Here is a 26,299-nt window from a genome sequence, read left to right as displayed (position 1 = left end):
AGAAGGAACGAACATGGCTGATGGCAAAATCGTTCAGTGTATCGGCGCTGTGGTGGACGTTGAGTTTCCCCGCAACGCGATGCCTAAGGTATTCGATGCCTTGAAAATGGAAGGCTCCGAGCTGACCCTGGAAGTACAACAACAGCTGGGCGACGGCGTGGTCCGTACCATTGCTCTGGGTTCGTCCGACGGCCTGCGCCGCGGCATGATGATCCAGAACACCGGCAAGCCGATCATGGTGCCAGTAGGCAAAGCGACCCTGGGTCGCATCATGGACGTGCTGGGCAACCCGATCGACGAATGCGGCCCGGTCGCTCACGACCAGATCGCCTCGATCCACCGCACCCCTCCTGCATACGACGAACTGTCGCCATCGCAGGACCTGCTGGAAACCGGTATTAAAGTTATTGACCTGGTCTGCCCGTTCGCCAAAGGCGGTAAGGTCGGTCTGTTCGGTGGCGCCGGCGTCGGCAAGACCGTGAACATGATGGAACTGATCAACAACATCGCTAAAGCGCACTCGGGTTTGTCCGTGTTCGCCGGTGTGGGTGAGCGTACCCGCGAAGGTAACGACTTCTACCACGAGATGGCCGATGCCAAAGTGGTCGATCTGGAAAATCCAGAGAACTCCAAAGTGGCGATGGTCTACGGTCAGATGAACGAACCACCAGGCAACCGTCTGCGCGTCGCGCTGACCGGTCTGACCATGGCTGAAGCGTTCCGTGACGAAGGTAAGGACGTTCTGTTCTTCGTCGACAACATCTACCGCTTCACCCTGGCCGGTACCGAAGTATCCGCACTGCTGGGCCGTATGCCTTCCGCAGTGGGTTACCAGCCTACCCTGGCCGAAGAGATGGGCCGTCTGCAAGAGCGCATCACCTCGACCAAGACCGGTTCGATCACCTCGATCCAGGCCGTGTACGTTCCAGCCGATGACTTGACCGACCCGTCGCCAGCGACCACCTTCGGTCACCTGGATTCGACCGTCGTTCTGTCGCGTGACATCGCCTCGCTGGGTATCTACCCTGCGGTCGATCCACTGGACTCGACCTCGCGCCAGCTGGACCCGCTGGTCGTCGGTCAAGAGCACTACGACACCGCGCGCGCTGTTCAGGGTACCCTGCAGCGCTACAAGGAACTGCGTGACATTATCGCGATTCTGGGTATGGACGAACTGGCGCCGGAAGACAAACTGCTGGTCGCCCGTGCACGTAAGATGCAGCGTTTCCTGTCGCAGCCGTTCCACGTTGCTGAAGTGTTTACCGGCGCGCCTGGTAAATACGTCTCGCTGAAGGACACGATCAAGGGCTTCAAAATGATCGCTTCGGGCGAGCTCGATCACCTGCCGGAACAAGCGTTCTACATGGTCGGCACGATCGAAGAAGCAATCGAAAAAGCCAAGAAACTCAACTAATCGTTGAGCGCGGTCCCGCTGAGGCGGGGCCGCAGCTAACCCGACAGGACACACATGGCAAATACTATTCACGTTGACGTGGTTTCCGCCGAGGAGTTGATCTACTCCGGCGAAGCCGAATTCGTCGCGTTGCCGGGCGAACAGGGCGAGCTGGGGATCTATCCCAAGCACACGCCGTTGATCACCCGCATCCGTCCGGGCGCGGTCCGCATCCAGGTACCAGGTCAAGCTGAGGAAGAATTTGTCTTCGTCGCCGGCGGCCTGCTGGAAGTGCAGCCGGGCGCCGTGACGGTGCTGGCCGACACCGCGATTCGCGGCAAGGATCTGGACGAAGTCAAAGCGGCAGCGGCCAAGAAACGTGCCGAAGAAGCGCTGGCGAACAACACCTCCGGTATCGACTACGCGAAAGCGCAAGCCGAACTGGCGGCAGCGATCGGCCAGCTGGCGGCGATCGCCAAACTGCGCGCCAAGCACTAAGCAACGCACACGCAGCACAGCAAAAAAGGCAGCCTCGGCTGCCTTTTTTTATGGCACTAGTGCTTCTTGAGTTCGGTTCGCGACGGCGACCAATGCTTCGGGATGGTTGAGGGCGATGGCAATCAGGGTGCGTATGGCGCCGTCCGGTTGTTGACGCTCTTGTTCCATCTCCGTGAGCTCACCTGGGGTGATTCCCAACAAAACCGAGAATTGTTCCCGTGTGAGACCGGTATTTTCACGGGCCGCAATCAGCGGTGAGTACACGACCCGCCCCAGACCCGCTTTCATTTCCTTGCCCGCCTGTAGCAGCTCGGCGCCCAAGTCACGGGTCGCTTCGAATACTTCCAGCTCTTCGTCGCTGAGAGGCAATTTTCTATTCGTAGACACGGCGAATTTCCTTAAGTATCGCACTCGATAGATTTGCGGTATCGGCTTTTGCGTACAACGTCAGCAAGACAATTTCGCCGGCCGCTGAGCGCGTGAAATAAATAACTCTGACACCGCCAGACTTGCCTGATCCCATCCGTCTCCAACGCACCTTGCGCACGCCACCGGTAGCTGGCACCACTGTTCCTGCGTTGGGATGAGCCGCGATGAATGATGCGAAATCTCCCCGCTCCTCCTCGCTCCAGTAGAGAGGCCAGCGGCTTTGGAACATCGGCGTTTCGACGACGGTAAACATCGAACGACTGTATCTTCAAGAAGTATAGTCGTTTTAGGGCGGTATCAAAGTTCCACCATCTTTCGCGCGTGATGCATTTGCTTGCAGCAGCATGCCTTGGATGCTATATTCGTTAACACGTTAACTATATCCAGCCATCGTGGACAGCGAAAATATCATCATTAACGTGCCTGATGCGGGCACCATCTCCGGAACCCACTGGCCGGCTGACAATCCACGCGCGCTGGTGCTGCTGCATCCGGCCACCGGCGTGCCGCAGGGTTACTACCAAAGTTTTGCCCGCTATCTGGCTAGCCTGGGGTTGAGCGTGCTCACCTACGACTATCGCGGCATCGGCCGCTCGCGTCCGGCCTCCTTGCGCGGCTATGACGTCAGCATGTCGGACTGGATCGATCACGACGTTCCGACCGTCACGGCGTGGGCACAGGGGCGGTTTCCGCAGTTGCCGCTGCTGGCCATCGGCCACAGCATCGGCGGCCATGCGATCGCCTTGTCGCCGTCGAGCGGAGCGCTGCGCGCGGCGGTGATGCTGGCGTCGCACGCCGGCGCCTCGCATACCATCAAGGGCTGGGCCGAGCGTCAACGCGTGCGTTTCATCATGCGCGTGCTGGCGCCGATATTGGTTGCGGTGAAAGGCTATATGCCCAACAAGCGCCTGGGCTTCGGCGAAGACTTGCCGGGGACCGCGATGACGCAATGGCGCCGATGGACCACCTTGCCGCGTTACTTTTTCGACGATCCGGCGATGGCGGCCGAATCGCGCATGGCGCAACTGCGCATCCCGTTGTTGGTGGTCAGCTTTGAGGACGACCCATGGGCCAACGCCCGCGCCGTCCAGATGCTGATATCTCCGCTGAAAAACGCGCAAATGGAGCGTTGGCACCTCGATCCGCGCGAAGCAGGCATGCCGCCGGTCGGCCATATGGGCTTTTTCAAGAAACGCTTCGGGCAAGAATTGTGGGGCAAGGTGGCGAACTGGCTGCTGGCGGCGGTGCCCAAATGAGCGCGCCGTCGAAGCCGCCGCGCTTGGTCTTCCTGCTGAACCGCGCCCAGCGCGCGATCCAGAAATGGATTGAAGGCAGCCCCGATTCATGGGAGGGCATTTCGTCGGCGCAGGTGGGGCTATTGTTCCTGCTGACGTCGAAAGACGAGGCCTCGGTCGGCGAAATCGCCGAAGCCTTGCGGGTGGCCCCGGCGGCGGTCACCAACCTGTCCAAGCGTATGCAGGGCGCAGGCCTGATCGAGCGCGTCGCAGACGCCGCCGATGGCCGTCTGACGCGCTTACGGTTGACCTCTGCCGGCATAGCCGCCAGTACGCAGTCGAGCGTGGTCTTACAAGGCTTGAATAGCCAATTGACTGCCGGATTCTCGCAGGAAGAGCTGGCCGTCGTTGCGCGCTGGCTGGATCACGCCGCGAAACTGTCCGGGGACGACGTGCATGGCGTTTAACGACAGTATTTTTGGACGGCTGTACATCCCGTCGAATTTTTCAGCTAACAGGCGCGTACTCAGCTGCCAATTGCTCAGCGACCTTTAATGCTGCAACCGCCACACTCTTGGAAACAGAAGGGAAATCCTCTAAGAACGTATCCAACGACTCCCCAGCTCGCAAATAGTCAAACATGAAGGACAGTGGCACCCTGGTACCCACAAAAACCGGTATGCCGCCCATGATCTCGGCGTCCCTGTGTATCGCTTTCTGTTCCATACGGCCTCCTTAAGAAGAACGCGCCCTGATTGGTCCTATGGTACTCCCGCAGATGGCACTCGTCAGGTTTCCAAGTTTAGCGTTCGAGACGTACTCTGGTCGCGTATCAGCGATCGCGCGGAAAGCGCACGGTGAACACCGTCCCGTTGGTCTCGCTCGACGTCACGCTGATCGTGCCCTCGTGCGCGGCGGTGATTTCCTGCGCGATGAACAAGCCCAGACCCAGACTGGTCTTGGGACGCGCATCGGGGCCGCCGGCCGGCTCCAGCTGCACCAGCGGCTGGAAGATGGTCTGCAGCGATTCGGCCGGGATCACCGGCCCGATGTTGGCCACCTTCAACGTGATGGCGTCGGCGTCGCCGTGCGCGGACAAGGTCACCGGCGTGCCCTTGTCGCTGTGCTGCGCGGCGTTGATCAACAGATTGGTGACCAGCTGCAGCAGGCGAATATCGTCGAACTCGCCATGCAGGTCGCCCTCCGTGTGGAAGACGATGTCGGCGTTTGGAAACATGGCCTGCGCGTCGGCCACGGCCGTCTTGCAGACGTCGGCGGTCTGCAGCGGCGTGCGCGTGGTCGGCATGCCGGCGGCCATCTGCAGCCGGGCGAATCCCAACAGGTCCTTCACCATCGCGCTCATCAGCATGGCGCTGCGCTTGGTGCGTTCGGCCAACGTGGCGATTTGTTCCGGCGACGCGTCCTGCCGCGCGAGCAGCTCGCCAACCAGTGAGATGGTGGCCAGCGGCGCCCGCAGATCGTGGCCCAGCACGGCCAGGAACAGGTCCCGCGTGCGGTCGGCCCGCTCCGAATAGGTGACGATGGATTCGGCCAGCGCCTGGTCGATCGCCTCGTTGAAGCGCACCATGTCGTTGATGGTCTCGTCCGACATCTGCGTCACGCCCGGCAACCACAGCCGCAGCACCGTCGCCCGCAACGCCCGGAATTCCGAACTGAGCTGAAGCAGCGAGAAGTTGCTGGCGTGGCGCAGCCGTCCGTGGATGGCGGCGGCGCTTTCCTCGGGGCCCAGATCGATGTCCTCGCCCTGGGATTTGTCGTACTGCTGTTGATCGCTCTGATGCGTGTCGATATCGAGCGCGATCGCGGTCAGGATCTGTTGGGCGTGGTCGGTGAGCGCCAGCTTGGTCATTTCCCCTTCGGGTGGCGCGGTTTTCTCGGCGAAGGCGGTCCATTCGGCGAGGATCTCCGTCATGTTGTTGCGGATAAAGGCGGAGATGCTCATATCACTATTTGGCTTTCCAGAGTGGCGCGAGGCGCGTCTTTCAATGACGCCCCTCGAAGTTTGGACGCGGCTGGGCCGCGTGGCTGTGACTAACTTTCAGTGTAACTGAATCCCGGCGTCCGGTCTGTTCACATCGGCGGCGCGCCGGGCTGGCGCGCCGCCGTATCATCAACCGCGCCGGGCTTTCGATCTCGCCTGGGCGGCGCGTTGCATGACCTTCCACTTGGCGACGTCGGCGATGCGATCGAGCGGCGTTTGCTGGCCACGCCGCGCCTCGCGCAACAGCTTGTGATAGTTGCGCAGGCGGTCGGCGTCGATCACGCCCTGCACGGCGCAACCCGGTTCGCCGTTGTGCCGGCAATCGCGGAACTGGCAATCCGCCGCCAAAGCGTCGATGTCCCCGAACGCCGCCGCCAGGCCCGCTTCATCGGTGTCGGGTTGCCAGCTGCGCAGCCCGGGTGTGTCGATGATGCAGGCGCCGTCGGCGCATTGATGCAGCGAACGCGAAGTGGTCGTATGGCGGCCACGCCCGTCGCCCTTGCGCACGCCGCCGGTCAACTGGCCCGCTTGCGTCAGAGTGTTGGTCAAGGTCGATTTGCCGGCGCCGGACGTGCCCAGCATCACCAGCGTTTGTCCCGCCGCCAGCCAAGGTGCCAACTGCCGCGTGGCATCGTCGCTGGTGCCGTCGACGGCCAGCAGCGGGATGCCTGCGGGCAGCCGCTGGCGCAATAGCTCCACGCGTTGCGCCACGTCGCCGCCGATGTCGGCCTTGCTCAGCACCACCACCGGCTGCACGCCGGCGCTCTGTACGATCGCGAGGTAGCGCTCCAGGCGGCGCGGGTTGAAGTCGTGGTCGAGTCCCATCACCAGCAGCGCCGTGTCGACGTTGCTGACCAGGCGGTGATGCCGGCCATCGTTGCCGCGCCGTGCGATGTGAGTGGTGGGCGGCACCAGCGCGCATAGCCAGCGCTCGTCATGGTCGCGCACGGTGCCGAGCACCCAGTCGCCGACGGCCAGGTGTTCGTCGTGCAGCGCCGGCAGCGCGCGGGCGCGAAATTCCTCCTGTCCGTCATGGACGGTGATCCAGTCGCGCTGGATCTCGGTGATGCGCGCCAGGCGCGTGTCGTCGGGATATTGGTGAAGTTGGGCCGCGATGGCGTGCGTCAAGCCGATGCGGCGCAGTAAGGCGAAGTCGATCTCTATCATGGTGTGTGTTTTCCGGTAAGCGAGCAGAATCCTTCGCGCGAGCGCGACAGGAACGGATACGGGAAGTCAGCTGCGCGTTGCCGCGCGGATCAACACAATGACAGGGAAGTCCGGGGAATCAGGCAGCCGACAGGAGGGCAAGGTCAAAGGTGCGCATGAATTGTCTCCGGTGGGTGAAAAGGGAGTTAATTTTCTCATAACTCCGGGGTCAGGTCCACCATTTCTACACGAGCTCTAGTGTCTGTGGCGGAGCTTGGCGGATTACGCTTCGCTAATCCGCCCTACGTGATTTACAGTATTTTCACAGTCTCAGGCCGCCGTTGTCTTACAGCTGCGGCGGTAGTCGGCTGGCGGTTTGCCCACCAGTTTTTCAAAGTCGGTTGTGAAGTGGGCCTGGTCGTAGTAGCCCAGCGCTTGCGCCAAGGTGGCGAGGTCGACGTCCGTGCCGTTGGCCAGCTGGTCGGCGGCGTCGAGCAGGCGGTTGCGGCGGATGACCCACTTCGGACTGGCGCCGACATATTCCTTGAATAGCAGTTGCAGCCGGCGCACACTGATTCCCAGTTGATCGGCAAGTTGCTGGACTTGCGTGATGTCGGGATGGTCTTTAATTGTCTGCAATATTGCGCCGATGCGGTCGACTTGCGGATCGTGCGGCGGCAGGGCGCCGCGCAGGATGGCGCTGGCGGCGGCCACCATTCCGGCGTCGTCGGACGCGTCGAGCACGCTGCGTTCGGCCCCGGCGTCGTCGCAGTGGAACAGCGCCGACAGCGGCAGTTCCTGGTCGGTGATGGATTGCACCGGCCGCCCAAGAAAACCGCGAAACGCGCCCGGCCGGAACCGTGTGCCAAGCACGCGGCCGCTGTCGCGCAGCGTGTATTCGAAGGCGCCTGTCATCACGCCGAACACGCCGCTCCGGCCGCTGTCAAACACCACATGGATGCACGGCGAGGGCAGGGTGCGCTGTACGTGGACCACGCCTGGCGGCAATTGCCAGGCGACCAGCCAGAAGTACTCGACGAACGGCGCCAGGTCGGGCTCGGGCAGATAGCGCTCCAGCCGGAAAACCTTGCCCACCGCCGCCGGATGCACCACACCTTTGTAGCGGTCATCGGCCATCAGCTTGTTCATCATGATCGTGTTCGCGTTTTTACAAGACTGCCATGATAGCAGCGGCTATCGTGGCATTTTCCTCACCACCGACAGGAGACGTCCATGGCATCGCAAATCACCTTATATCACTGCCCGCACTCCCGCTCCACCAGCGTGATCACCTTGCTGGAGGAACTCAAGGCGCCATACCAGCTGCACGTGATGAACATGAAGAAGGGCGAGAACCGCGAGGCCGCCTATCTGTCCGTCAATCCGATGGGCAAGGTGCCGGCGATCCGTCACGACGACGCCATCGTCACCGAACAGGTGGCGATCTACCCGTATCTGGCCGACCTGTTCCCCGAAGCGAAACTGGCGCCGCCGATCGGCGATCCGCGGCGCGGCCCGTATCTGCGCTGGATGGCGTTCTACGGCAGCTGCTTCGAGCCGGCGCTGGTCGACCGCTGGCTCAAGCGCGAAGTCGAGGACAAGAAGACCACCGGCTACGGCAATTTCGACGACGTTTTCAACACCCTGTTGGGCCAGTTGTCCAAGGGACCTTATATGCTGGGCGGGCAGTTCACCGCGCTCGATGTGCTGTGGGGTGGGGCGCTGGGATGGATGACCGCTTTCGACCTGCTGCCCAAGCGCCAGGAAATCACCGACTACGTCGCCCGTGTGCAGGGCCGCCCAGCCGCCGTCGAGGTCCAGCGACGGGATGAAGAGATGGCCGCCGCGCAAGCGGGCTGACAAGCACCCGCGCACCAGAAGATTATCACTAGTGCAACACCGTTGCTAATTTCCAATTTATTTTTCAGATTGCGTCGTTTTTCAATTGTTCCCGTGGCGCTTTGAGGTATTGTTACTTCAGTTATGCGAGTAGGTAAAATAGCAAAACGGGGACAACATATGAAAAAGGCATTTTTTTTAATTGGCGTGGTGGCGCTTGCCGGCTGCGCACCAACTGTTCGGCATCAATCGCTGACAGCGGAGTCGGTCGCGGGTAACAGGACTTCGGCCGTCACGCCCCAAAACCCCATTTTCCACGACATTCCGCTTAAACCGATGACCGCCAGCCAAAGCGCGGCCAGGATGAACTGATCAGTCCAAGCCGGGCGGCGCTCGCCGCACCGTGTTGATCTGGCTGGAGGCAGGCGCCAAGGCCTGTTCGATGATGGTGAGCGCCAACTCCGGCCGCGCGTTGCCGCACATGAAGATGTCGGCGGCGGCAAAGCCGCATTCCGGCCACGTATGGATAGAGATATGCGATTCGGCCAGTAACACCACCCCGGTCACGCCCTGGCCTTCGCCAAATCCGTGAAAATGGCTGTGCAGCACATGGGCATGCGCCGCCTCGGCAGCCGCCCGCAGCAACTGTTCCAGCGCCTCGCAGCTGCACAATTTTTCAGCATCGATTCCGTTCAAATCGGCCAGCACGTGGATGCCGGCCGGCTGGTGAACGACAGGCGCGGCAACCGCGCCCGGGAGCGTTTCGCGTTTCACTTGTGGCCTCCGCCGCCGGAGCCGCCGCCAAAGCTGCCACCGCCGCCGCCCGTGTGCGAACTCCAGGTGCTGCCGCGAGAAGCCGCGCCGCCACCGCCGCCGAGTCGCGTCCAACTGTTGCAGGAGGTGAGAACGGTAACAACGACCGCGTAAATGAAAAATTTCGTCATGATTTGTCGTTGCTATCTAAAAATGTCGCCGGCAGGTAAATCGCCAGGGCGCCGATCGCGCTCATGAACCAGGTGCCGGAAAAATTCGTCAGCAGCGGTATCGCGTTAATCACCAGCATGAATCCGATGATGTATTTGGCGGCGTTGCGGTAGCGGTTCTTGACCGCCAGCTTGCCGCCCGCTGTCTTCGCCGGCGTCGCGCTGCCGTGGAATTGGTCGCCGAACCAGGCCTTCAATTGGTCGACCGCCACCGGCGCGGAGCGCGACCACGTCATTTCCTGTTCGCTCGTTTCGCAGGCCAGCCGGATCTGGCCTGCCTGGAATTCCTCGACCTGCGTATGGTCGCCGACGGCCACGCGCCAGTTGAAGGCGCCGGCGGCGAAGGTGACCTCCGAGCCGTACGCGTACAGCAGCTCGTATTGCGCTTTTTCCACGGCCACGCTTTGCTGCCCGGGCGCGTAGACGACCGGCCACTCCGACATCACCGTCGCGCCGGACCAGCCCTCGTCGGTCTCCACCAGCCACGAGAAGCCGGCGCGCGCGCCGTACATCAGGTACTCGGTCCACTCGGTGCCCTCGTCGTCCATGCGCCGCATCATGCCGATGATGGTGAAATCCTGTTTGTTGATGTTGGCCGTGGCGCCCAGATCGAGCGTCGGCCGCGCGGCGGTCACGCGTTCGCCCGCCGCCAGCACGGTCGCCTCGGTGCCCGCCGCGTCGATTTGCGTCTGGCACGCGGGGCAGACCAGCGTGGTCGTCACGCCCGGCAGATATTTGATGCCGCTGCCGCAGGAGGGGCAATCGAGCGCATCGAGCTTGCCGCGATAAAGGCCGGCGGAGCGATGGATGGTCTCGTCGTCGCGCAGCAGCTGCATGCGCAGGCTGTCGAGCGTGACCGCCATGCCGGTGTAGATGACCGGGCGTGGCGAATCCGAGTAATCGAGGGTGATGAACTCCGTGCCGCGCCGGAAGTCGGCGACCCTGCTCTGATAGCCCTCGCCCACCTTGAACGGCAGCTCGCCCTGGCCGCCGATGCAATCGGCCACGCGGATCTCGGCGGCGATATACGGCGCGCCGTTGATGCCGTAGCTGGCGCCGGGGCGCAGGCGTTCGAACTCCGGCACGTTGATCTCGTGCGGTGTGATGCCATTGCCCTTGTATTCGGCGGTGATGGTGTACATGCCGGACGAATCGCCCAGCCACGAAGTGGCGCCGTCGTCGAACAGCAAATACCACTCGTTCCACATGCCTGCCGAATAACGCAGCTGGATGCGGCCGACGACGCTGAACTGGCGCTGACCGAGAACGCCGGAGGCGCCGATCTGGATCGGCGAATAGTCCTCCAGCACGGAGGACATCTTGCCCAGGTCCTTGACCGAGTCGGCGTCTTTGAGCACGCTGGTGCCGCAGTATTCGCAGACGGCCATGACCGAGGCGTGCGAGCGGAATTTGACCTCCGCGCCGCAGCTGGGACAGGAAACGATTTGCATGTGTCCTTGTCAGCCGATCAGTTTTTTGAGCAGTTCGGCCTTGGTGCTGTCGTAGTCGGCGGCCGAGATCAGGCCCTTGTCGAGCAGTCCTTTGAGCTTTTCCAGGCGGTTTTCGATGGAGTCCTCGGCCGGCGCCGCGGCGGGTGCCGCAGGTGCCGCGGCCGCGGGCGCCGCCGCGCCGGCCATCGCCTGTCCCATCATCTGGCCGACCGTCATGCCGGCGCCCAGGCCGGCGCCGATGCCCGCCAGGCCGCCTTCGTTCGACGCCGCCATCGGGATCGCGCTGGCCACCTGGTAGCGCGTGAAGCCGGCCATTTTGTCGGCGCTCATGCCGCCCTTCATGCCTGCGGAGATGCGCTCGTCGAGCGCGGCCTGCAGTTCCTCCGGCAGGCTGACGCTGGCGACGTTGAATTCATCGAGCCCGATACCGTAGCGGCCGAACGCGGTGGACAGGTCGCCCTTGACCTGCTGCGCCATCAGCGCCTGGTTGGCCGCCATGTCGAGGAACGGCACCTGCGCGCCGCCCAGCGAGCTGGCCATGGTCGCCATCAGGATGCCGCGCAGCTGCTCCTCCACCTCGTCGCGGGTGTAGACCTCGCGCGTGCCGCTGATCTCCTTGAAGAACAGGCGCGGATCGGCCACACGGTACGAATACATGCCGAAGGCGCGCACGCGCACCATGTCGAAGTCCTTGTCGCGGATCGTGATCGGTTGCGGCGTGCCCCATTTGCGGCCGGTCTGCACCCGGGTGCTGAAAAAATAGACATCCGACTTGAACGGCGAGTCGAACAGCTTGTCCCAGTTTTTCAGGTTGGTCAGGATCGGCAAGGTTTGCGTGGTCAGCTTGTGGGTGCCGGGGCCGAAGACGTCGGCCACCTGGCCCTCGTTGACGAACACCGCCATCTGCGACTCGCGCACCACCAGCACGCCGCCGTTCTGGATCTCGAAATCCTGCATCGGATAGCGCCAGGCCAGTACGCCGTCGACTTCCTCGTTCCACTGCAGTACGTCGATAAACTGCTTCTTGATAAAGCTGCCGATGCCCATGATGGTCCTCGCTCTGTTGGGTAAAACTACGCGTAAATTAGGAAATGCAGGCGCCGTTGATGACGCCGATGGAAATGGAGATCGCCCCCAGCAGGCCGCCGAAGGCGCTGTTGTTCGCCTCGATCTGGTCCTTCGACATGTTCAGCACTCGTGTCGTGATGGCATACGCCAGCACCTGCACCAGCATCGCGCCGAAGGCCCAGGCGAAGAACTCCTGGTAATTCGCAGTATGCATCAGCGCCGAACCGACGGTGATTGAAAAACCGATCAGCGCGCCGCCCAGCGATAGCGCCGCCGCCTGGTTGCCCTGGCGGATCAGCAGCACCTCGTTGGCCGGCGTCGTGCGCGTGTAGACGACAAAAAAGACGGCCAGCAGCACGGCGGCCAGTAAAAGGTGAATCAGATAGTTTAGGATGGCGGGCACGGCGCGCTCTCAGTGGGGTAAAGTGTTGAACCTTGTGGTTAAGTTACTAACGCTGAAGCATCTTAGTGCAAAAGAGCCAAATGAACAAAAAGATTCTTATATTGTCCGTGTTTGTGGTCGCTTCCTGCGGCCTGGCGTATGAATTAATCGCTGGCGCCCTGTCCAGCTACCTGCTGGGCGACTCGGTGCTGCAGTTCTCCACCGTGATCGGATGCTACCTGTTTGCGATGGGCGTCGGCGCCCACTTCTCCAAGTATGTGCGCGATGAGGACGTGCTGTCACGCTTTGTCGATATCGAGCTGGCGGTCGGCCTGGTCGGCGGGCTGTCGGCGGCGATCCTGTTCCTGACGTTTTCGTGGATGGCGGCGCCGTTCCGCACCATGCTGTACTTGATGGTGTTCCTGGTCGGCGCTTTCGTCGGCATGGAGGTGCCGCTGGTGATGCGCGCGCTGAACGCGCGCCAGACCGGCTTCAGCGAAATCGTCAGCAAGGTACTGACCTTCGATTATCTGGGCGCGCTGGCCGTGTCGCTCATGTTCCCCCTGGTGCTTGCGCCGACCCTCGGCCTGGTGCGCACCGGTTTCCTGTTCGGGATGCTCAACGTCGGCGTCGCCCTGTGGACAATTCGCGTGTTTCGTGCGGAGCTCAAAAACGTCACCGGCCGCATGCTGCGCGCGTCGGCCGTGATGTTCGTGCTGGTGGCCGGCTTCGCGTCGGCCGACAAGCTGACCTACTGGGGCGAGCATGGCCTGTTCGGCGACGAAATCGTCTTTGCCACCACCACGCCTTACCAGCGGCTGGTGGTCACGCGCTGGAAGGACGATCTGCGCCTGTACATCAACGGCAACCTGCAGTTCTCGTCGCGCGACGAGTACCGGTATCACGAGGCGCTGGTCCATCCGGTGCTACAGCCCTTGCCGTGGGCGAAGCGGGTGCTGGTGCTGGGCGGCGGCGACGGCCTGGCGCTGCGCGAGATCCTGCGCTACAAGAATATCGAGCATGTCACCCTGGTCGACCTGGACCCGGCGATGACCGGCGCCTTCACCAATCGCGAGGAACTGGTCAAGCTCAATGGCGGCTCGCTCAGCGACAAGCGGGTGCGCGTGGTCAACGCCGACGCGGCGGTCTGGCTGCAAAAGAACGACGACATGTTCGACGCCATCATCGTCGATTTCCCCGATCCGTCCAGTTTCGCGCTGGGTAAGCTGTACTCGGTGCCGTTCTACGGCATGCTGCGCAAGCACCTGGCGGCCAACGGCCTGATGGCGGTGCAATCGACGTCGCCGTTCTTCGCGCCACACGCTTATTGGACCATCGACGCCACGTTGCGCGAAGTCGGCATGAAAACCTATCCTTATCACGCCTACGTGCCGTCGTTCGGTGAATGGGGCTTCATCCTCGCCACGCCCCAGGCGCAGTACACGCCGCCCGCCGAGTACCGTTTGCCGATGCGCTACCTGAACGCCGACACCACGCGCGAGATGTTCATCTTCCCGCCCGATATGAAGCGGCTGCCGATGGAGCCCAACCGCCTCAATACGCAGTCGCTGGTGCACGAGTTCGAGCAGGATTGGCGCCGGGTGATACGCTGATGCTGCGCCGATCCTTTCTTGTGTGGGCCGGCGCCGGCGCCGCAGGTGGCTTGGCGGCGGCGGGCAGTGTGGCCGCTTTCCAGCGCTGGCAGGAGATCACGCCCACGCTGCACTATCCGGGCCGCGACGAGGGCCACTTCCTGCGCGACCTACGCAACAAGCCGCTGCCGCCGCCGTCGCAGGTGCTGCACACCGATATCGCCATCCTCGGTTCCGGCATCGCCGGCCTGACCGCGGCGTGGAAGCTCAAAAAGCTCGGCAAGACCGACATGCTGATGGTCGACGGCCCGCAACCGCACGGCAACGCCGCCGGCGGCGCCTTCGGCGAGTTCGAATATCCGACCGGCGCGCATTATTTGCCGCTGCCATCGCCCGAATCGGTGCACGTGCGCGAGATCCTGGCCGATCTTGGCATCATCCAAAAAGACCCGATGGGCGAGAAGCCCTACTACGACGAGCGCTTCATCCTGCATGCGCCGGAGGAGCGGCTGCTGTACAACGGCCAGTGGCAGGAAGGCTTCATGCCGACCGAGGGCGTGCCGCAATGGGAGATCGACGAGCACACGCGCTTCTTCGCCGAAGTGGAACGGCTGCGGCAAACCCACGGCGCCGATGGCCGTCGCGTGTTCGTGTTCCCGACGGTGATGTCGTCGGAGGACCCGAAGTGGCAGGCGCTGGACCGCATCACCCTCAAGCAGTGGCTGGAGCAAAGCGGTTATCGCTCGCCGACCTTGCACTGGTACCTGAATTACTGCTGCCGCGACGACTACGGCACCCGCTACGACAAGGTTTCGGCGTGGGCCGGCCTGCACTATTATTGCAGCCGCTGGGGCGCAGCCGCCAACGCCAGCAGCGGCACCTGGCTGACGTGGCCGGGCGGCCTGCAACCGCTGGCCACCGGCATGGAGCGCGCCTCGGGCATCAAGCGTGTCGCCGGCACGGTGGTGTCGCTGAAAAAAACGGCGGACGGCGTCGAGGCCCTGTGCTTCAAGCTCGAAAACGGCAAGCCGACCACGTATCTGGTGCGCGCCCGCAAAGCCATCTGCGCGATGCCGATCTATGTCGCCGCGCGGGTTGTGGACAACATCGCCGCCTACGGTTTCGATCCGGCCAAACATATCCCCGAATACGCGCCGTGGATGGTCGCCAACTTCCTGCTCAAGCGTTTTCCGCAGGAGTTGCAGGAGGGGCCGCATTCGCCGCCGCTGTCGTGGGACAACGTCGTCTACAGCGAACCGGGATTGGGCTATGTCGTCTCCACCCACCAGGATATCCGCGTGCGGCCGCCGGAAAAGACCGTCTTCAGCGCCTACATCGCGCTGTCCGACCGCAAGCCGAGCAGCGCCCGGCACTGGATGGCGGCCGCCAAGCCGGAGGAACTGCTGGCGCTGGCCGGCGCCGACCTCAAAACCGCCTACGGCACGCAGTTCGCATCCTGCGTCGAGCGGGTGGACATCACCCTGCGCGGCCACGCGATGGCGGCGCCATGGCCCAACTTCCGCGCCAACGCCGGCATGAAGGCCTTGCGCGAGGTGGACGGCCCGATTTTGTTCGCCCATGCCGACCTTTCCGGCTTCTCGGTGTTCGAGGAGGCGGCGTGGTGGGGCTACCGGGCAGCCGGACTGGCGGCGAAATGATATTCTAGCTAAATCATATAAATCGAATCGACCGCCATGACCCATAACGCCCGCCAGCACTTCCGCGCCGCCGACAAACAAAAACTGCGTGACGAGGACGCCGGCGACAGCGCCTTCTCCAGTCGCGCCGCCAATCCCAAACTCAGTAAAGCCAAGGGCAAGGCGCTGGACATCGAGCGTACCGACGCGCTGATCAAACGCATTTCCGAGTTGCAGAACATGCTGTACGCCCAGCGTAAGCAGAAGGTGCTGCTGGTGCTGCAGGGGATGGACACTTCCGGCAAGGACGGCACGGTGCGCGCGATGTTCAGCGGCGTCAGCCCGATGGGCGTGAGCGCGGTCGCCTTCAAGGCGCCGACCGACGAGGAACTGGCCCACGATTACCTGTGGCGGGTGCATCAGCATGTGCCGGTCAAGGGGCAGATCGCGATTTTCAATCGCAGCCACTACGAGGATGTGCTGATCACCAAGGTGCAGGGCATGATCGACGGCGGAGAGTGCAAGCGCCGCTACGCGCAGATCCGCGATTTCGAGCGCATGCTGGCCGAAACCGGCACCGTGATCGTCAAGGTGTTCCTGCATATCTCCAAGGAGGAGCAGCGCGAGCGGCTGCAGGAGCGCCTGGACGATCCGGACAAGCAGTGGAAGTTCGCCCCCACCGACATCGAGCAGCGCAAGAAGTGGAACGAGTACCAGCGCGCCTACGAGCAAGCCATCCGCGAGACCGACCAGCCGCACGCGCCGTGGTACATCGTGCCGGCCAACTCCAAGACCCACCGCAACCTGGTGATCGCCAGCCTGCTGCTGGAGACGCTGGAAGGCATGGAACTGAGCTTCCCGCCGCCGCACCCGGACCTGTCCTCGTTCACCGTAGTGTAAATCACGCCGGCGCGGTCTATGGCATAGTCATTCTTTGCGTGAGGAGGACCGACCGATGCTGCAACTGAAAGACCCCACACTGCTGCGCCAGCAAGCCTATATCAACGGCGTCTGGAGCGACGCCGACAACGGCGAAACCCATCCGGTGACCAATCCCGCCACCGGCGAGCAAATCGGCACCGTGCCGCGCATGGGCGCGGCCGAAACAAAACGGGCCATCGACGCCGCCAACGCCGCCTGGCCGGCGTGGCGCAAAAAGACCGCCAAGGAGCGCGCCGCCATTCTGCGCAAGTGGAACGACCTGATCCTGGAAAACACCGACGACCTGGCGCTGTTGATGACGGCGGAGCAGGGCAAGCCGCTGACCGAGTCGCGCGGCGAGGTGGCCTACGGCGCCTCGTTCATCGAATGGTTCGGCGAGGAAGCCAAGCGCGTGGCCGGCGAGACGCTGGCGTCGCCGTGGCCGGACCGCCGCCTGCTGGTGACCAAGGAGCCGATCGGCGTGTGCGCGGCGATCACGCCGTGGAACTTCCCGATCGCGATGATCACCCGCAAGGCCGGCCCCGCGCTGGCGGCGGGCTGCCCGATGGTGCTCAAGCCGGCCGAGGCCACGCCGTATTGCGCGCTGGCGCTGGCCGAACTGGCCGGGCGCGCGGGCGTGCCGCCGGGCGTGTTCAGCGTGCTGACCGGCGCCTCCAAGGATATCGGCGGCGAAATGACGTCCAACCCCATCGTGCGCAAGCTGACCTTCACCGGTTCCACCGCCATCGGCCGGCTGCTGATGGAGCAAAGCGCGCCGACGATCAAAAAACTGTCGCTGGAACTGGGCGGCAACGCGCCGTTCATCGTGTTCGACGACGCCGACCTCGATGCCGCCGTCGAAGGGGCGATCGCTTCCAAATACCGCAACGCCGGCCAGACCTGCGTGTGCGCCAACCGCCTGTATGTGCAGGACGGGGTGTACGAACAATTCGCCGAAAAACTGGTGGCCGCCGTCGAAAAACTCAAGGTCGGCAACGGCGTCGAGGAGGGCGTCACGCAAGGCCCGCTGATCGACGAGAAGGCCGTGCAGAAGGTCGAGGAGCATGTGGCCGACGCGCTGTCCAAGGGCGGCCGCCTGCTGACCGGCGGCAAACGCCACGCGCTGGGTCACAGCTTCTTCCAGCCGACCGTCATCGCCGACGTCGGCAACGACATGCTGGTCGCCGGCGAGGAGACCTTCGGCCCGCTGGCGCCGCTGTTCCGCTTCAAGACCGACGAGGAGGTCATCGCCCTGGCCAACGACACCGAGTTCGGCCTGGCCAGCTACTTCTACTCGCGCGATATCGGCCGCATCTGGCGCGTGGCCGAGGCGCTGGAATGCGGCATCGTCGGCGTCAACACCGGCCTGATCTCGAACGAGGTGGCGCCGTTCGGCGGCGTCAAGCAGTCGGGCCTGGGCCGTGAAGGGTCGCATCACGGCATCGATGAGTTCCTGGTGGTTAAGTACATTTGCCTAGGCGGCATTTAGCGGGTGGGACCGGCGGCGCCGTCGGTAGCATGGCCGCCGGCGCGCCGGTGAGCCGGTCGACCATGCGTTTGACGGCCTTCATCTGGCGGCCGCCTTTCTGCGGGTAGCGCAGGTCGTCGTAGGCGAACCAATCCCAGCAGGCGTTGGGGTTCTTGTACTGTCCGATCGACGCCGCCTGCGGATACAGGATCATCAGTTTGTTGCTGTCGGCCCAGGCGTTGTAGCCGGCCCTTTCGATAAAAGTGGTGCCGATCTCTTCCAGGTCTTGCAGGCAGCCGTGGAACACCACGTGCAGCCGGCAGCCGTTGTTGCCGGCGTTGTCGCAGGCCGGCGGCACGTACAGATAGCCGCGCTCGGCCATGCCGTGCATGCGCGGATGCGCCAGAAATTCCGCCTGGTTGAACACGACGAAGCGGCCCGCCGGGCCGGCTGGGTTGCGCGCCGCCAGCGGACCGTAGATCCACTTCAGCAATTCCCCCGCCGCGTCGAAGCCGCAATTGTTGATGAACGGCGAGGCCAGCTTGGCGCAGGCGTTGCCGAAGTTGTCCGTCGGCATGGCGTGCTGGACGGGCAAATCGCGTTTGTAGGAAATACGATTCGCCGCGACATAGTGCCGGTAGAAGCTTTGCAGGTCGTTGACGACCGCCTGGGGCACGACGGTATCGGCGGTGCCCGACAGCATCCAGATCCGGTGTCCGGCCATGGCGCTGGTCGGATCGATCGCCTGCAGTGCGGCATACCAGTCGGTGACTGCGATCAGCTCGCGCACGCGGGTGGCGCGCGGGGCGACCTGGCAGGGGAACACGTCGTTCGTGCAGCTGCAGACGGTGGTGGCGGTGAGCACATTGCCGCGCGCGCAGAAATACGGCCCGGCGGCGATGATGCCGGCGCCTTTGATCGTCCGCGAAAACGCTACCTGGAACTGCACCGCCATGTAGGCGCCGGCGGACAAGCCCGAGACCGTGACCTGTTCCGCCTTCATGTACGGCAACGCGACCAGCGGCACGGACGACCGCGCCAGCGTTTGCGCCGGTGCCGCAGGCACCGCGTGGCTGGCGGCAAACAGCATCAGTGCCAATAGGATACGCATGTCGACCTCCTTTGCGGCCTTGGGTTTAAAGCGGATACCCAGTGTCGGCTACTACGGTCGCGGTCGCTTAATCTCGGTCAAAGGAACGCCGAAGTTTATGATTTCGCATGCTCGTCAGGCAAGCTCTTGCGGATTGGCATAGAATGATTTTTTTACTCTTAGCGACCTCGACCATGTCCAAGACAATTGCCCAGTTGTGCGTAGTTTCCTCGCTGACCTTGTTGGCGGGCGCCTCGGCGTTCGCGCAAGCCCCCGCCGTCGCGGCCGGGACGGCGCCTGCGGCGACGGCCGCGCCGGCCAATTGTCCGGCCATCCTCAAACAAACGTTCAAGCGTCTGCAGGACGAGGCGCCGCAAGACCTGTGCCAGTACTCGGGCAAGGTGATTCTGGTGGTCAATACCGCGTCGTACTGCGGCTTCACCAACCAGTACGAGGGGTTGGAGGCGATGTACGCCAAATACGGCGGCAAGGGCTTGGTGGTGCTGGGCTTCCCGTCCAACGACTTCGGCCAGCAGGAGCCGGGCAGCAGCAAGGAAATCGCCGATTTTTGCTACAACACCTATGGCGTGAAGTTCCCGATGTTCTCCAAGTCGGTGGTGTCGGGCAAGGAGCCGAATCCGCTCTTCGCCAACCTGATCAAGGCGACCGGCAAGGCGCCGGCCTGGAACTTCCACAAATACCTGATCGACCGCAACGGCAAGGTTGTGGATAACTTCGGCAGCAAAGTCAAACCGGACGACAAGCAGTTGGTCGGCGCGGTCGAAAAAGCGCTGGCGATGTAATCAGTCCTGGTGCGGCTCGCCGGCCGGGGCGGTGGCGAGGGCGAAGCCTTCGTCGAGCCAGCCGGTGACGCCGCCCGCCATCAGTTTGACGGGGCGCCCCAGTTGCGCCAACCGCACGGCGGCGCGCGCCGCGCCATTGCAGTGCGGGCCGGCGCAGTAGACGACAAACAGCGTATCGTCCGGGAATTCGGCGATCTTCGAGCCGATGATCTTGCGGTGCGTCAGATCCAGCGCGCCGGGCACATGACCGGCGGCGTACTTCTCCGTGCCGCGCACATCCAGCAACACGAAATCCTGCTTGCCGCCGGCGAGCGCGTCGTGCACGTCCCAGCAATCGGTTTCGTAGGTGAAGCTGGCTTCGAAGTGGGCGAGGGCGGCGGCGCTGGAGGCGGCCGGGATGGCGCTGACGAGGGATTTGGCTTGCATGTTATCTCCTGGGTAGACGAGTTCCACGTAGGGCGGATTAGCGCAGCGTAATCCGCCAAGCTCCGTCGGCGGCTCATGCATGGTGGATTACGGCGTGCCGCCTAATCCCCCCTACGTGTTTGAACGGTGACCCTATTGTCCCTGGCCACCGCTATCCCCATAAGTGGCGCATCCGCCATTCTGCGTTAAGATCACGCCATGAAAAAACATCTCGTTGTCGCGCTGGCCTACGACCGGCTGTGCACCTTCGAGTTCGGCTGCACGGTCGAACTGTTCGCCCTGGAGCGTCCCGAACTGGACGTCGACTGGTACGACTTCGCCGTCTGCGCCATCGAGCCGGGGCCGATCCGCGCGGCCGGCGGCATCACCGTGCAGGCCCCGTACGCGCCCGAGTTGCTGGCGCTGGCCGACACCATCGTCATCCCCGGCTGGCGCGACGCCGACGAGCCGCCCCCGCCCACGCTGCTTGAATTGATCCGCGCCGCCCACCGTCGTGGCGCGCGCCTGTGCTCGATCTGTTCGGGCGTCTTCGTGCTCGCCGCCGCCGGCGTGCTGGACGGCCAGCGCGCCACCACCCACTGGCGCTACGCCGACAAGCTGGCCAAGCGCTACCCGAACATCGACGTCCAGCCGGACCATTTGTATGTGGACACCGGCCAGGTCATCACCGCGGCCGGCTCGGCCGCCGGGCTCGACATGCTGCTGCACGTGGTGCGGCGCGACCACGGCGCCCGCGTCGGCAATCTGGTCGCGCAGCGGCTGGTGGTGGCGCCGCACCGGGAGGGCGGACAGGCGCAGTTCCTGCCGCGCCCGATGGCGCAGGGCGAGCAGGGCAGGCTGTCGAAACTGATGGACTGGCTGCGCAGCCATCCGGAGCGGCCGCACACGGTCGCCAGCATGGCCGAGCGCGCCGCGATGAGTCCGCGCACCTTGCAGCGTCAGTTCCAGCAAGCAACGGGATTGGGCGCGCTCGAGTGGCTGATCCGCGAGCGGGTGGCGCTCGTCAAGGAGATGCTGGAAGTGCCGGACGTGCCGCTGGCGCAGATCGCCGAACGGGCCGGCTTCGGTTCCGAGGAATCGCTGCGGCATCATTTCCGCCGGCTGGCCGCGACCACGCCGGGCGCCTACCGGAAACGCTTCGTCGACGCCGGCTGAAAATCGTCAATCGTTTTGATTCACCCTAAGCTATGTCGCTTGTCATCCGGTGGTTAGTTGACTAATCTGATTGTTCACCCAATAACTAGGAGACAGTCATGGCATATGTCGATGGATTTGTGATTCCGGTACCTAAAGAGAACATCGAAGCGTACAAAAAAATGTCGTTGGCCTGCGGCGCGGTCTGGAAGGAATACGGCGCGCTGGAGTTCCGTGAAACCATCGGGGACGACGTACCGCCCGGCAAGGTCACCTCGTTCCCGATGAGCGTGGATCTGAAGGAAAACGAAGTGGTGGCGTTTTCCTGGATCGTCTACGAATCGCGCGCCAAGCGCGACGAGATCAACGAGAAAGTCATGAAGGACCCGCGCCTGGCCGACTTCATGGATCCCAAGAGCATGCCCTTCGACGGCAAGCGCATGATCTACGGCGGTTTCGAGATGATCGTGGACCTTTAAAGCGTCGCCTTCATCGCGCCGCGCAGGGCATTGCAGACGACGATGTCCTGCGCGCGCTCCAGCATGGCGCGCGTGATCACCGCCTCGCTGGCGTTCCATTCGGGATCGTCGAGCAGCACGCCGCGCATCACTCCGGGCAGCACCCCGCAGGCCAGGGGCGGCGTCAGCCAGCGGCCGTCGATGCGCACGAAGACGCTGCTGCGCCCACCCTCGGTCAGTTCCCCGCGCTCGTTGAAGAACAGCGTGTCGAAGGCGCCGTGCGCCTCGGCGTCGCGCCAGGCGGCGTCGTAGCGCGCCCGGACGCTGGTTTTATGACGCAGGAACAGGTCGCCGGAGGCGGTGGCGTCGCCGGCCAGCAGCACGCGCACCGGTTGCGTGAGCGGCGCCAGCGGCGCGTGCTGCACCGAGAACGCCCCCGATGAACCCAGCGCCAATCGCAGGCGGTACGCGATGCCTGCCGCTGGTGGTGGGGGCGCGTCGTCCGCGAGCATGTGGCAGGCGGTGTCCAGATAGGCGTTGGCCGCCGCCTCGTCCCAAGCGTAGCCGAAGTAGGCCGCCGACGCGGCGAGGCGCTTCAGGTGGCGCGCGCGGTGGCGGACCCCGCCCTGGGGCGTGGCGTACATCGTCTCGAAGATTTCGAAGTCGTTTTTCAGGCCGGTGAGGAAGCGCGCCTTCAACTGGCACTCGGCGTATTCGCCGGCGGCGTCGCTGTCGAAGACGATGCCGGCGCCCACGCCCATCTCGCCCCGGCGCACGCCGTCGATACCGTCCGGCGCGCCCAGCGCCAGGGTGCGGATAGGCACCGACATGCAGAAGTCGCCGACTTTGCCTTCCTTGTCCGGATCGAACCAGCCGATGGCGCCGGTGTAGATGCCGCGCGGGTCCGGTTCCAGCTCGCCGATGATCTCCATCGTGCGGCGCTTGGGCGCGCCGGTGATCGAGCCGCACGGATAGAGCGCCTCGAAGATGTCGGCCAGCGTGGCGTCGTCGCGCAGTTCTGCGGTGACGGTCGACGTCATTTGCAGCACGCTGCTGTAGCGGTGCACCTCGAACAGCGCAGGCACCTTCACGCTGCCGGTGCGGGCGATGCGGCCGATGTCGTTGCGCAGCAGGTCGACGATCATCAGGTTTTCGGCGCGGTTCTTCGGATCGGCCGCCAGCACGGTGGCGCGCAGGATGTTCTCGGCCGCCTGCGCCGGCGGCGCGGCCGGCGCCGTGCCCTTCATCGGCCGCGCCGTCAGCACGCCGTCCTGGTGGCGCACGAACAGCTCCGGCGACAGCGACAGGATGGCCGAGCCGTCCTCCAGTCCCACCAGCGCGCCGTAGGGCACCGGCTGGCGGCCGCGCAGGCGCGCGTACAGCGCGTGGATGCCGCCGAAGGCGTCGAAGCGCAGCCGGTAGGTGTAGTTGACCTGGTAGGTATCGCCGGCCTCGATGTAGTCGTGGATGCGCGCCAGCGCGGCGTCGAATTCGTCCCGGCCGATGTTGGCGCGGATGTCGGCGATGCCGGCCGGCCGGTCGATCGGGAACGAGCGTGCGGCCAGCCAGTCGCCCACTTCGGCGTTGGTCAGCGACGCGCAATCCTTGAACAGCAGAATTTGCGCCAGCGGCCCGCCCGCCGGCGGGGCGGTGCCGATATCGAGCAGCTGCGCGCCCAGCTCATAGGCGCACAGGGTAACCGCGTGCTCGCCGCGCGTCAGCGCCGCACGCATCTGCTCGAGCACTTGCGGCCACTGGCCGATGTCGTCGCAGCGCAGCGTGCCCAGATGGCCGGTGTACAGCCGCGAACGCGAGGGCGCGGGTTGCGCGGCCTCTCCTTCACGGCCGTTGCCGGGACTGGCGTCGTCCAGCAGTGCGAAACATTCAGCGTTCATTTCCATTTACGATAACAGCAGCGCGATTTGCAGCGGGGCGTCCTGCGACGGGTTGTTCTTGAAGCCACTCTTGGCATAACGGTGCCAGCGGCCGATGACAAAACTGGTCAGCATGCCTGCGCGCGCCTGCACTTCGTTCTCGTGCGCCTGCCCCTCCGCCACCGACTGTCGCAACGCCTGTTTGAGCGCCAGGTCGATGCGGTCGTAGAACTGGTTCATGCGCAGTTGCAGGCGTTCGTCCTCGTTGACCAGCGCCTCGCCGATCAGCACCCGCGTCATGCCCGGATTCTGGCTGGCGAATTGCAGCAGCATGCCGACGATGTCGCGCGCCTGCGTCAGGCCGTCGGCCTGGCGTTCGGCAATCTGGTTGATCAGGCCGAAAACGGTGGACTCGATGAATTCGATCAGCCCCTCGAACATCTGCGCCTTGCTGGCGAAATGCCGGTACAGCGCGGCCTCGGAAAACTCGAGCTTGCGCGCCAGCGCGGCCGTGGTGATCTTGTCGCCCTTGGGCTGTTCCAGCATCTCCGCCAGCGCTCGGAGGATTTCAAGGCGGCGCTGGCCCGGCGGTGTGCTTGCCATGTGATCTCGCGGATAGGTGTCGAAAAAGAGGGGAATCAGCGCAGATGATGCAGGCGTGCCGGCAGATTCCTGACAGATTTTACTTTGACATCGACATAAGCGGGGCGAATTAGCCTTTTTTGGGGATGCGCCAGGCCGGCGGTGTCGCCGATGGTCAGATACTGGGTGATCCACGCGGTGCGCATGCCGAGCGCGTGGGCGCTGCGCAGATTGGCCAGCGTGTCCTCGACCAGGATGCAGCGCTCCGGCGTCAGGCGGTGGCGGCGCATCAGGTTGCGCAGCATCAGCTTGGACGGCTTGGGGCGCATCTGCCTGTGCACCGTCATCGATTCGACCGAGACGTGCTGGCCGAATTCACGGTGCAGGCCCAGATGGCGCAGCACCTGCGTCGAATAGCGGTGCGGCGCGTTGGTGAGCAGGATTTTGCGTCCGGGCAGGCGGCGCATCAGCTGGCGCAATCCGCGCTCGGCGCGGATCATCTCGGTCAGCTCGGCGATCGCGTGGGTCTCGTGCAGGAAGTGGGCAGGTATTACGCCATGGTGCTTGACCAGTCCCAGTATCGTCGCGCCGTACCTGCGCCAGTACTTGGTGCGCGCGGCGTTGACGACATCCTCGCCGGCCGGCGTGACGCCGTCGCCCAGCACGCGGGCGATATAGACGTTCATGTTCGCCATGATCGCCGGGAAGATGGCGTGGGAGGCGTTGTGCAGTGTATTGTCGAGATCGAACAACCACACGGGTGAGTTACGAGTAATATTCACGGGAGACCAATCTACAAAGGAAGCCATGCGACGCCAGATTATAGTGATGTTCTGCAGTTTGTTCTGCTTTGCCCTCGGCCCCACCTGGGCGGCGGACCAGGCGGCGGGCCAGGAGCGGGCGCCCAACCGTGGCGCGCTGTTCAAGGTGCGCAGCGGCGAACATGCGCTATACCTGTTCGGCACCATCCATGTCGGCTCGAAGGATTTCTATCCGCTCGAGCCGCGCGTGGCCGGCGTGTTGAAGCAGGCGTCCGTGCTGGCGCTGGAAATCGATCCGTTGGGCGATCCGCAAAAACTGGCGCGGGCGGTGCAGAAGTATGGCCTGGTGGGACCCGGCGCGGCCGCGCCGGCGTTGTCGCCGGAATGGCGGCACCGGCTCGACGTTCTGCTCAAGCAGTACAAGATCGAACCGCAGACCGTGGCGGCGATGAAGCCATGGTTGCTCGCCAGCGTGCTGACGGTGAGCGAATTCGCCAGCCAGGGCTACGACGCCGCGCAGGCGGTCGACGCCCACCTGGCCAAACAGGCGCACGACCGTGGCCAGAAAGTCATCGAACTGGAATCGCCGGAGGGCCAAATGGGCCTGTTCGGCAGTCTGTCGCCGGCCGAGCAGCTGCTGTTCCTGCAGGAGACCATCGCCGGCATCGAGGACAAGGAGCAAGCCAAGCAGGCGCGCGAGATCGCCGAGGCCTGGCGCAACGCCGACATCAAGGCGCTCGACGCGCTGGCCGCCCAGGCGGAGCGCGACGACACCTTCTCCGGCCGCTTCGTGCAGAAGGTGCTGCTGGACGGCCGCAATCCGGCGCTGGCCGACAGCATGGCCAAGCTGATGGCGCGTGAAAACAACAGCGTCGCGGCGATCGGCGTGCTGCATTTGATCGGCAAGGGAAGCGTGCCGGAACTGCTGCGCCAACGCGGCATGACGGTGGAGCGGATTTATTAAATAGTTAAGGACAAGCGGGGAAGGTGCTGCGGGAGGGGGGAAAGCAGGGAAGTGGTGCCCTTTACGTGGATTGAACACGTGGCCTCTCCCTTACCAAGGGAGTGCTCTACCACTGAGCTAAAAGGGCGTACTGGTATGACGATGCACTCAAAAACGCGGCTAA

Annotated in this window: 30 protein-coding genes and 1 tRNA gene; 14 read left to right on the top strand and 17 right to left on the bottom strand. The window is 63.8% G+C overall.

The features are described 5' to 3' along the window. Positions 1–13: 13 nt before the first annotated feature. The gene (atpD, locus tag AC07P1_RS07080) at positions 14–1,414 is read left to right on the top strand and encodes a F0F1 ATP synthase subunit beta (RefSeq protein ID WP_090324137.1); all 1,401 of its coding nucleotides are present in this window, start codon (positions 14–16) and stop codon (positions 1,412–1,414) included. Between the two features lie 54 nt (positions 1,415–1,468). Then, entirely contained in the window at positions 1,469–1,891 is a 423-nt protein-coding gene (locus AC07P1_RS07075) for a F0F1 ATP synthase subunit epsilon (RefSeq protein WP_315221295.1), read from the top strand. Positions 1,892–1,939: 48 nt separating this feature from the next. On the opposite strand, the gene AC07P1_RS07070 is transcribed toward AC07P1_RS07075, so the two are convergent. Continuing rightward, a complete protein-coding gene (locus AC07P1_RS07070) occupies positions 1,940–2,278 on the bottom strand; it encodes a helix-turn-helix domain-containing protein (RefSeq protein ID WP_494695114.1) in 339 nt (112 codons plus the stop codon). Further along, positions 2,265–2,573, bottom strand: a complete 309-nt coding sequence (locus tag AC07P1_RS07065; protein WP_494695113.1) for a type II toxin-antitoxin system RelE/ParE family toxin — start codon at positions 2,571–2,573, stop codon at positions 2,265–2,267. Before AC07P1_RS07065 ends, AC07P1_RS07070 begins: the two co-directional genes overlap by 14 nt. A gap of 139 nt (positions 2,574–2,712) precedes the next feature. On the opposite strand from AC07P1_RS07065, the gene AC07P1_RS07060 reads away from it, so the two are divergent. Next, positions 2,713–3,576, top strand: coding sequence for an alpha/beta hydrolase family protein (locus tag AC07P1_RS07060; protein WP_494695112.1), 864 nt, complete (start codon positions 2,713–2,715; stop codon positions 3,574–3,576). Continuing rightward, on the top strand, positions 3,573–4,022 hold the full coding sequence (locus AC07P1_RS07055; RefSeq protein ID WP_494695111.1) for a MarR family winged helix-turn-helix transcriptional regulator: 450 nt from the start codon (positions 3,573–3,575) through the stop codon (positions 4,020–4,022). Before AC07P1_RS07060 ends, AC07P1_RS07055 begins: the two co-directional genes overlap by 4 nt. 40 nt (positions 4,023–4,062) lie before the next feature. Here AC07P1_RS07055 and AC07P1_RS07050 read toward each other — a convergent pair whose 3' ends face one another. The 4 genes from AC07P1_RS07050 to AC07P1_RS07035 form a co-directional block, all read right to left on the bottom strand. Then, entirely contained in the window at positions 4,063–4,281 is a 219-nt protein-coding gene (locus AC07P1_RS07050; RefSeq protein WP_494695110.1) for a DUF433 domain-containing protein, read from the bottom strand. A gap of 106 nt (positions 4,282–4,387) precedes the next feature. Beyond that, positions 4,388–5,518 (bottom strand): ATP-binding protein, encoded by a 1,131-nt coding sequence (locus AC07P1_RS07045; RefSeq protein WP_494695109.1) that lies wholly within the window; start codon positions 5,516–5,518, stop codon positions 4,388–4,390. Positions 5,519–5,686: 168 nt separating this feature from the next. Beyond that, positions 5,687–6,724, bottom strand: coding sequence for a ribosome small subunit-dependent GTPase A (gene rsgA / locus AC07P1_RS07040; protein ID WP_494695108.1), 1,038 nt, complete (start codon positions 6,722–6,724; stop codon positions 5,687–5,689). A 309-nt stretch (positions 6,725–7,033) separates the two neighbouring features. Beyond that, positions 7,034–7,855 (bottom strand): AraC family transcriptional regulator, encoded by an 822-nt coding sequence (locus AC07P1_RS07035; RefSeq protein ID WP_494695107.1) that lies wholly within the window; start codon positions 7,853–7,855, stop codon positions 7,034–7,036. Positions 7,856–7,936: 81 nt separating this feature from the next. Between AC07P1_RS07035 and AC07P1_RS07030 the strand changes: the two genes are divergently transcribed. Both AC07P1_RS07030 and AC07P1_RS07025 read left to right on the top strand, forming a co-directional pair. Further along, positions 7,937–8,563, top strand: a complete 627-nt coding sequence (locus AC07P1_RS07030) for a glutathione S-transferase family protein (protein WP_494695106.1) — start codon at positions 7,937–7,939, stop codon at positions 8,561–8,563. A gap of 159 nt (positions 8,564–8,722) precedes the next feature. Further along, positions 8,723–8,914 (top strand): hypothetical protein, encoded by a 192-nt coding sequence (locus tag AC07P1_RS07025; protein WP_494695105.1) that lies wholly within the window; start codon positions 8,723–8,725, stop codon positions 8,912–8,914. Here the strand turns inward: AC07P1_RS07025 and speD are convergent, their stop codons facing one another. The 5 genes from speD to AC07P1_RS07000 are packed head-to-tail and all read right to left on the bottom strand — an operon-like array spanning position 8,915 to position 12,447. After that, entirely contained in the window at positions 8,915–9,316 is a 402-nt protein-coding gene (speD, locus tag AC07P1_RS07020) for an adenosylmethionine decarboxylase (RefSeq protein WP_494695104.1), read from the bottom strand. It lies immediately after the preceding gene. Next, entirely contained in the window at positions 9,313–9,486 is a 174-nt protein-coding gene (locus tag AC07P1_RS07015) for a hypothetical protein (protein WP_315221278.1), read from the bottom strand. Before AC07P1_RS07015 ends, speD begins: the two co-directional genes overlap by 4 nt. After that, a complete protein-coding gene (locus AC07P1_RS07010) occupies positions 9,483–10,976 on the bottom strand; it encodes a DUF4178 domain-containing protein (RefSeq protein ID WP_494695103.1) in 1,494 nt (497 codons plus the stop codon). The genes AC07P1_RS07015 and AC07P1_RS07010 overlap by 4 nt, the downstream gene beginning before the upstream one ends. Positions 10,977–10,985: 9 nt before the next feature. Then, complete coding sequence (locus tag AC07P1_RS07005; RefSeq protein ID WP_494695102.1) at positions 10,986–12,023, bottom strand: SPFH domain-containing protein; 1,038 nt, start codon at positions 12,021–12,023, stop codon at positions 10,986–10,988. Positions 12,024–12,060: 37 nt separating this feature from the next. Beyond that, a complete protein-coding gene (locus AC07P1_RS07000) occupies positions 12,061–12,447 on the bottom strand; it encodes a DUF350 domain-containing protein (RefSeq protein WP_494695101.1) in 387 nt (128 codons plus the stop codon). Positions 12,448–12,527: 80 nt separating this feature from the next. Here AC07P1_RS07000 and AC07P1_RS06995 point away from each other — a divergent pair, with 80 nt between their 5' ends. The 4 genes from AC07P1_RS06995 to gabD are packed head-to-tail and all read left to right on the top strand — an operon-like array spanning position 12,528 to position 18,065. Further along, on the top strand, positions 12,528–14,039 hold the full coding sequence (locus AC07P1_RS06995) for a polyamine aminopropyltransferase (RefSeq protein WP_494695100.1): 1,512 nt from the start codon (positions 12,528–12,530) through the stop codon (positions 14,037–14,039). Then, positions 14,039–15,676 carry an NAD(P)-binding protein gene (locus AC07P1_RS06990; protein ID WP_494695099.1) on the top strand — a complete coding sequence of 546 codons (1,638 nt, stop codon included), beginning with the start codon at positions 14,039–14,041 and terminating at the stop codon, positions 15,674–15,676. The genes AC07P1_RS06995 and AC07P1_RS06990 overlap by 1 nt, the downstream gene beginning before the upstream one ends. A gap of 36 nt (positions 15,677–15,712) precedes the next feature. Next, positions 15,713–16,555 (top strand): PPK2 family polyphosphate kinase, encoded by an 843-nt coding sequence (locus AC07P1_RS06985; RefSeq protein ID WP_494695098.1) that lies wholly within the window; start codon positions 15,713–15,715, stop codon positions 16,553–16,555. Between the two features lie 55 nt (positions 16,556–16,610). Then, a complete protein-coding gene (gene gabD, locus AC07P1_RS06980; protein WP_494695097.1) occupies positions 16,611–18,065 on the top strand; it encodes an NADP-dependent succinate-semialdehyde dehydrogenase in 1,455 nt (484 codons plus the stop codon). On the opposite strand, the gene AC07P1_RS06975 is transcribed toward gabD, so the two are convergent. Further along, positions 18,037–19,155 carry an extracellular catalytic domain type 2 short-chain-length polyhydroxyalkanoate depolymerase gene (locus tag AC07P1_RS06975; RefSeq protein WP_494695096.1) on the bottom strand — a complete coding sequence of 373 codons (1,119 nt, stop codon included), beginning with the start codon at positions 19,153–19,155 and terminating at the stop codon, positions 18,037–18,039. The genes gabD and AC07P1_RS06975 overlap by 29 nt on opposite strands. A gap of 173 nt (positions 19,156–19,328) precedes the next feature. Between AC07P1_RS06975 and AC07P1_RS06970 the strand changes: the two genes are divergently transcribed. Further along, positions 19,329–19,937: a glutathione peroxidase gene (locus AC07P1_RS06970; protein ID WP_494695095.1), complete on the top strand. Its 609-nt coding sequence runs from the start codon at positions 19,329–19,331 to the stop codon at positions 19,935–19,937. Here AC07P1_RS06970 and AC07P1_RS06965 read toward each other — a convergent pair whose 3' ends face one another. After that, positions 19,938–20,363, bottom strand: coding sequence for a rhodanese-like domain-containing protein (locus tag AC07P1_RS06965; protein WP_494695094.1), 426 nt, complete (start codon positions 20,361–20,363; stop codon positions 19,938–19,940). 198 nt (positions 20,364–20,561) lie between these two features. Here AC07P1_RS06965 and ftrA point away from each other — a divergent pair, with 198 nt between their 5' ends. After that, complete coding sequence (gene ftrA, locus AC07P1_RS06960; RefSeq protein ID WP_494695093.1) at positions 20,562–21,518, top strand: transcriptional regulator FtrA; 957 nt, start codon at positions 20,562–20,564, stop codon at positions 21,516–21,518. A 98-nt stretch (positions 21,519–21,616) separates the two neighbouring features. Then, entirely contained in the window at positions 21,617–21,976 is a 360-nt protein-coding gene (locus tag AC07P1_RS06955; protein ID WP_494695092.1) for a DUF1428 domain-containing protein, read from the top strand. Here AC07P1_RS06955 and pabB read toward each other — a convergent pair. From pabB to AC07P1_RS06940, 3 genes are read right to left on the bottom strand one after another with little or no spacing between them, the layout of a single operon-like run. Beyond that, positions 21,973–23,850, bottom strand: coding sequence for an aminodeoxychorismate synthase component I (gene pabB / locus AC07P1_RS06950; protein ID WP_494695091.1), 1,878 nt, complete (start codon positions 23,848–23,850; stop codon positions 21,973–21,975). The genes AC07P1_RS06955 and pabB overlap by 4 nt on opposite strands. A gap of 6 nt (positions 23,851–23,856) precedes the next feature. Next, a complete protein-coding gene (gene slmA, locus AC07P1_RS06945; RefSeq protein WP_363502545.1) occupies positions 23,857–24,432 on the bottom strand; it encodes a nucleoid occlusion factor SlmA in 576 nt (191 codons plus the stop codon). Between the two features lie 35 nt (positions 24,433–24,467). Continuing rightward, positions 24,468–25,220, bottom strand: a complete 753-nt coding sequence (locus tag AC07P1_RS06940) for an HAD-IA family hydrolase (protein WP_494695090.1) — start codon at positions 25,218–25,220, stop codon at positions 24,468–24,470. Here AC07P1_RS06940 and AC07P1_RS06935 point away from each other — a divergent pair. Beyond that, complete coding sequence (locus AC07P1_RS06935) at positions 25,219–26,136, top strand: TraB/GumN family protein (RefSeq protein ID WP_494695089.1); 918 nt, start codon at positions 25,219–25,221, stop codon at positions 26,134–26,136. The genes AC07P1_RS06940 and AC07P1_RS06935 overlap by 2 nt on opposite strands. Before the next feature lie 52 nt (positions 26,137–26,188). Here AC07P1_RS06935 and AC07P1_RS06930 read toward each other — a convergent pair. Then, positions 26,189–26,263 (bottom strand) — tRNA-Thr (locus tag AC07P1_RS06930). Positions 26,264–26,299: the final 36 nt, after the last annotated feature.

The sequence above is a fragment of the Duganella sp. GW821-FHT07F09 genome, assembly GCF_059418705.1.
The sequence above is the reverse complement of the archived record's forward strand: the minus strand, read 5'-3'. Positions and strand labels throughout refer to the sequence as shown.

Coding starts and splice junctions, on each gene's coding strand:
- pabB (WP_494695091.1), bottom strand. CDS start 23,850: ATGAACGCTGAATGTTTCGCACTGCTGGACGACGCCAGTCCCGGCAAC.
- AC07P1_RS06970 (WP_494695095.1), top strand. CDS start 19,329: ATGTCCAAGACAATTGCCCAGTTGTGCGTAGTTTCCTCGCTGACCTTG.
- AC07P1_RS06935 (WP_494695089.1), top strand. CDS start 25,219: ATGCGACGCCAGATTATAGTGATGTTCTGCAGTTTGTTCTGCTTTGCC.
- AC07P1_RS07075 (WP_315221295.1), top strand. CDS start 1,469: ATGGCAAATACTATTCACGTTGACGTGGTTTCCGCCGAGGAGTTGATC.
- AC07P1_RS06965 (WP_494695094.1), bottom strand. CDS start 20,363: ATGCAAGCCAAATCCCTCGTCAGCGCCATCCCGGCCGCCTCCAGCGCC.
- gabD (WP_494695097.1), top strand. CDS start 16,611: ATGCTGCAACTGAAAGACCCCACACTGCTGCGCCAGCAAGCCTATATC.
- AC07P1_RS06975 (WP_494695096.1), bottom strand. CDS start 19,155: ATGCGTATCCTATTGGCACTGATGCTGTTTGCCGCCAGCCACGCGGTG.
- AC07P1_RS07010 (WP_494695103.1), bottom strand. CDS start 10,976: ATGCAAATCGTTTCCTGTCCCAGCTGCGGCGCGGAGGTCAAATTCCGC.
- AC07P1_RS07050 (WP_494695110.1), bottom strand. CDS start 4,281: ATGGAACAGAAAGCGATACACAGGGACGCCGAGATCATGGGCGGCATA.
- AC07P1_RS07025 (WP_494695105.1), top strand. CDS start 8,723: ATGAAAAAGGCATTTTTTTTAATTGGCGTGGTGGCGCTTGCCGGCTGC.
- AC07P1_RS07005 (WP_494695102.1), bottom strand. CDS start 12,023: ATGGGCATCGGCAGCTTTATCAAGAAGCAGTTTATCGACGTACTGCAG.
- AC07P1_RS06985 (WP_494695098.1), top strand. CDS start 15,713: ATGACCCATAACGCCCGCCAGCACTTCCGCGCCGCCGACAAACAAAAA.
- AC07P1_RS06940 (WP_494695090.1), bottom strand. CDS start 25,220: ATGGCTTCCTTTGTAGATTGGTCTCCCGTGAATATTACTCGTAACTCA.
- AC07P1_RS07030 (WP_494695106.1), top strand. CDS start 7,937: ATGGCATCGCAAATCACCTTATATCACTGCCCGCACTCCCGCTCCACC.
- slmA (WP_363502545.1), bottom strand. CDS start 24,432: ATGGCAAGCACACCGCCGGGCCAGCGCCGCCTTGAAATCCTCCGAGCG.
- AC07P1_RS07055 (WP_494695111.1), top strand. CDS start 3,573: ATGAGCGCGCCGTCGAAGCCGCCGCGCTTGGTCTTCCTGCTGAACCGC.
- atpD (WP_090324137.1), top strand. CDS start 14: ATGGCTGATGGCAAAATCGTTCAGTGTATCGGCGCTGTGGTGGACGTT.
- ftrA (WP_494695093.1), top strand. CDS start 20,562: ATGAAAAAACATCTCGTTGTCGCGCTGGCCTACGACCGGCTGTGCACC.
- AC07P1_RS07045 (WP_494695109.1), bottom strand. CDS start 5,518: ATGAGCATCTCCGCCTTTATCCGCAACAACATGACGGAGATCCTCGCC.
- rsgA (WP_494695108.1), bottom strand. CDS start 6,724: ATGATAGAGATCGACTTCGCCTTACTGCGCCGCATCGGCTTGACGCAC.
- AC07P1_RS06995 (WP_494695100.1), top strand. CDS start 12,528: ATGAACAAAAAGATTCTTATATTGTCCGTGTTTGTGGTCGCTTCCTGC.
- AC07P1_RS07015 (WP_315221278.1), bottom strand. CDS start 9,486: ATGACGAAATTTTTCATTTACGCGGTCGTTGTTACCGTTCTCACCTCC.
- AC07P1_RS07065 (WP_494695113.1), bottom strand. CDS start 2,573: ATGTTTACCGTCGTCGAAACGCCGATGTTCCAAAGCCGCTGGCCTCTC.
- AC07P1_RS07035 (WP_494695107.1), bottom strand. CDS start 7,855: ATGATGAACAAGCTGATGGCCGATGACCGCTACAAAGGTGTGGTGCAT.
- AC07P1_RS06990 (WP_494695099.1), top strand. CDS start 14,039: ATGCTGCGCCGATCCTTTCTTGTGTGGGCCGGCGCCGGCGCCGCAGGT.
- AC07P1_RS06955 (WP_494695092.1), top strand. CDS start 21,617: ATGGCATATGTCGATGGATTTGTGATTCCGGTACCTAAAGAGAACATC.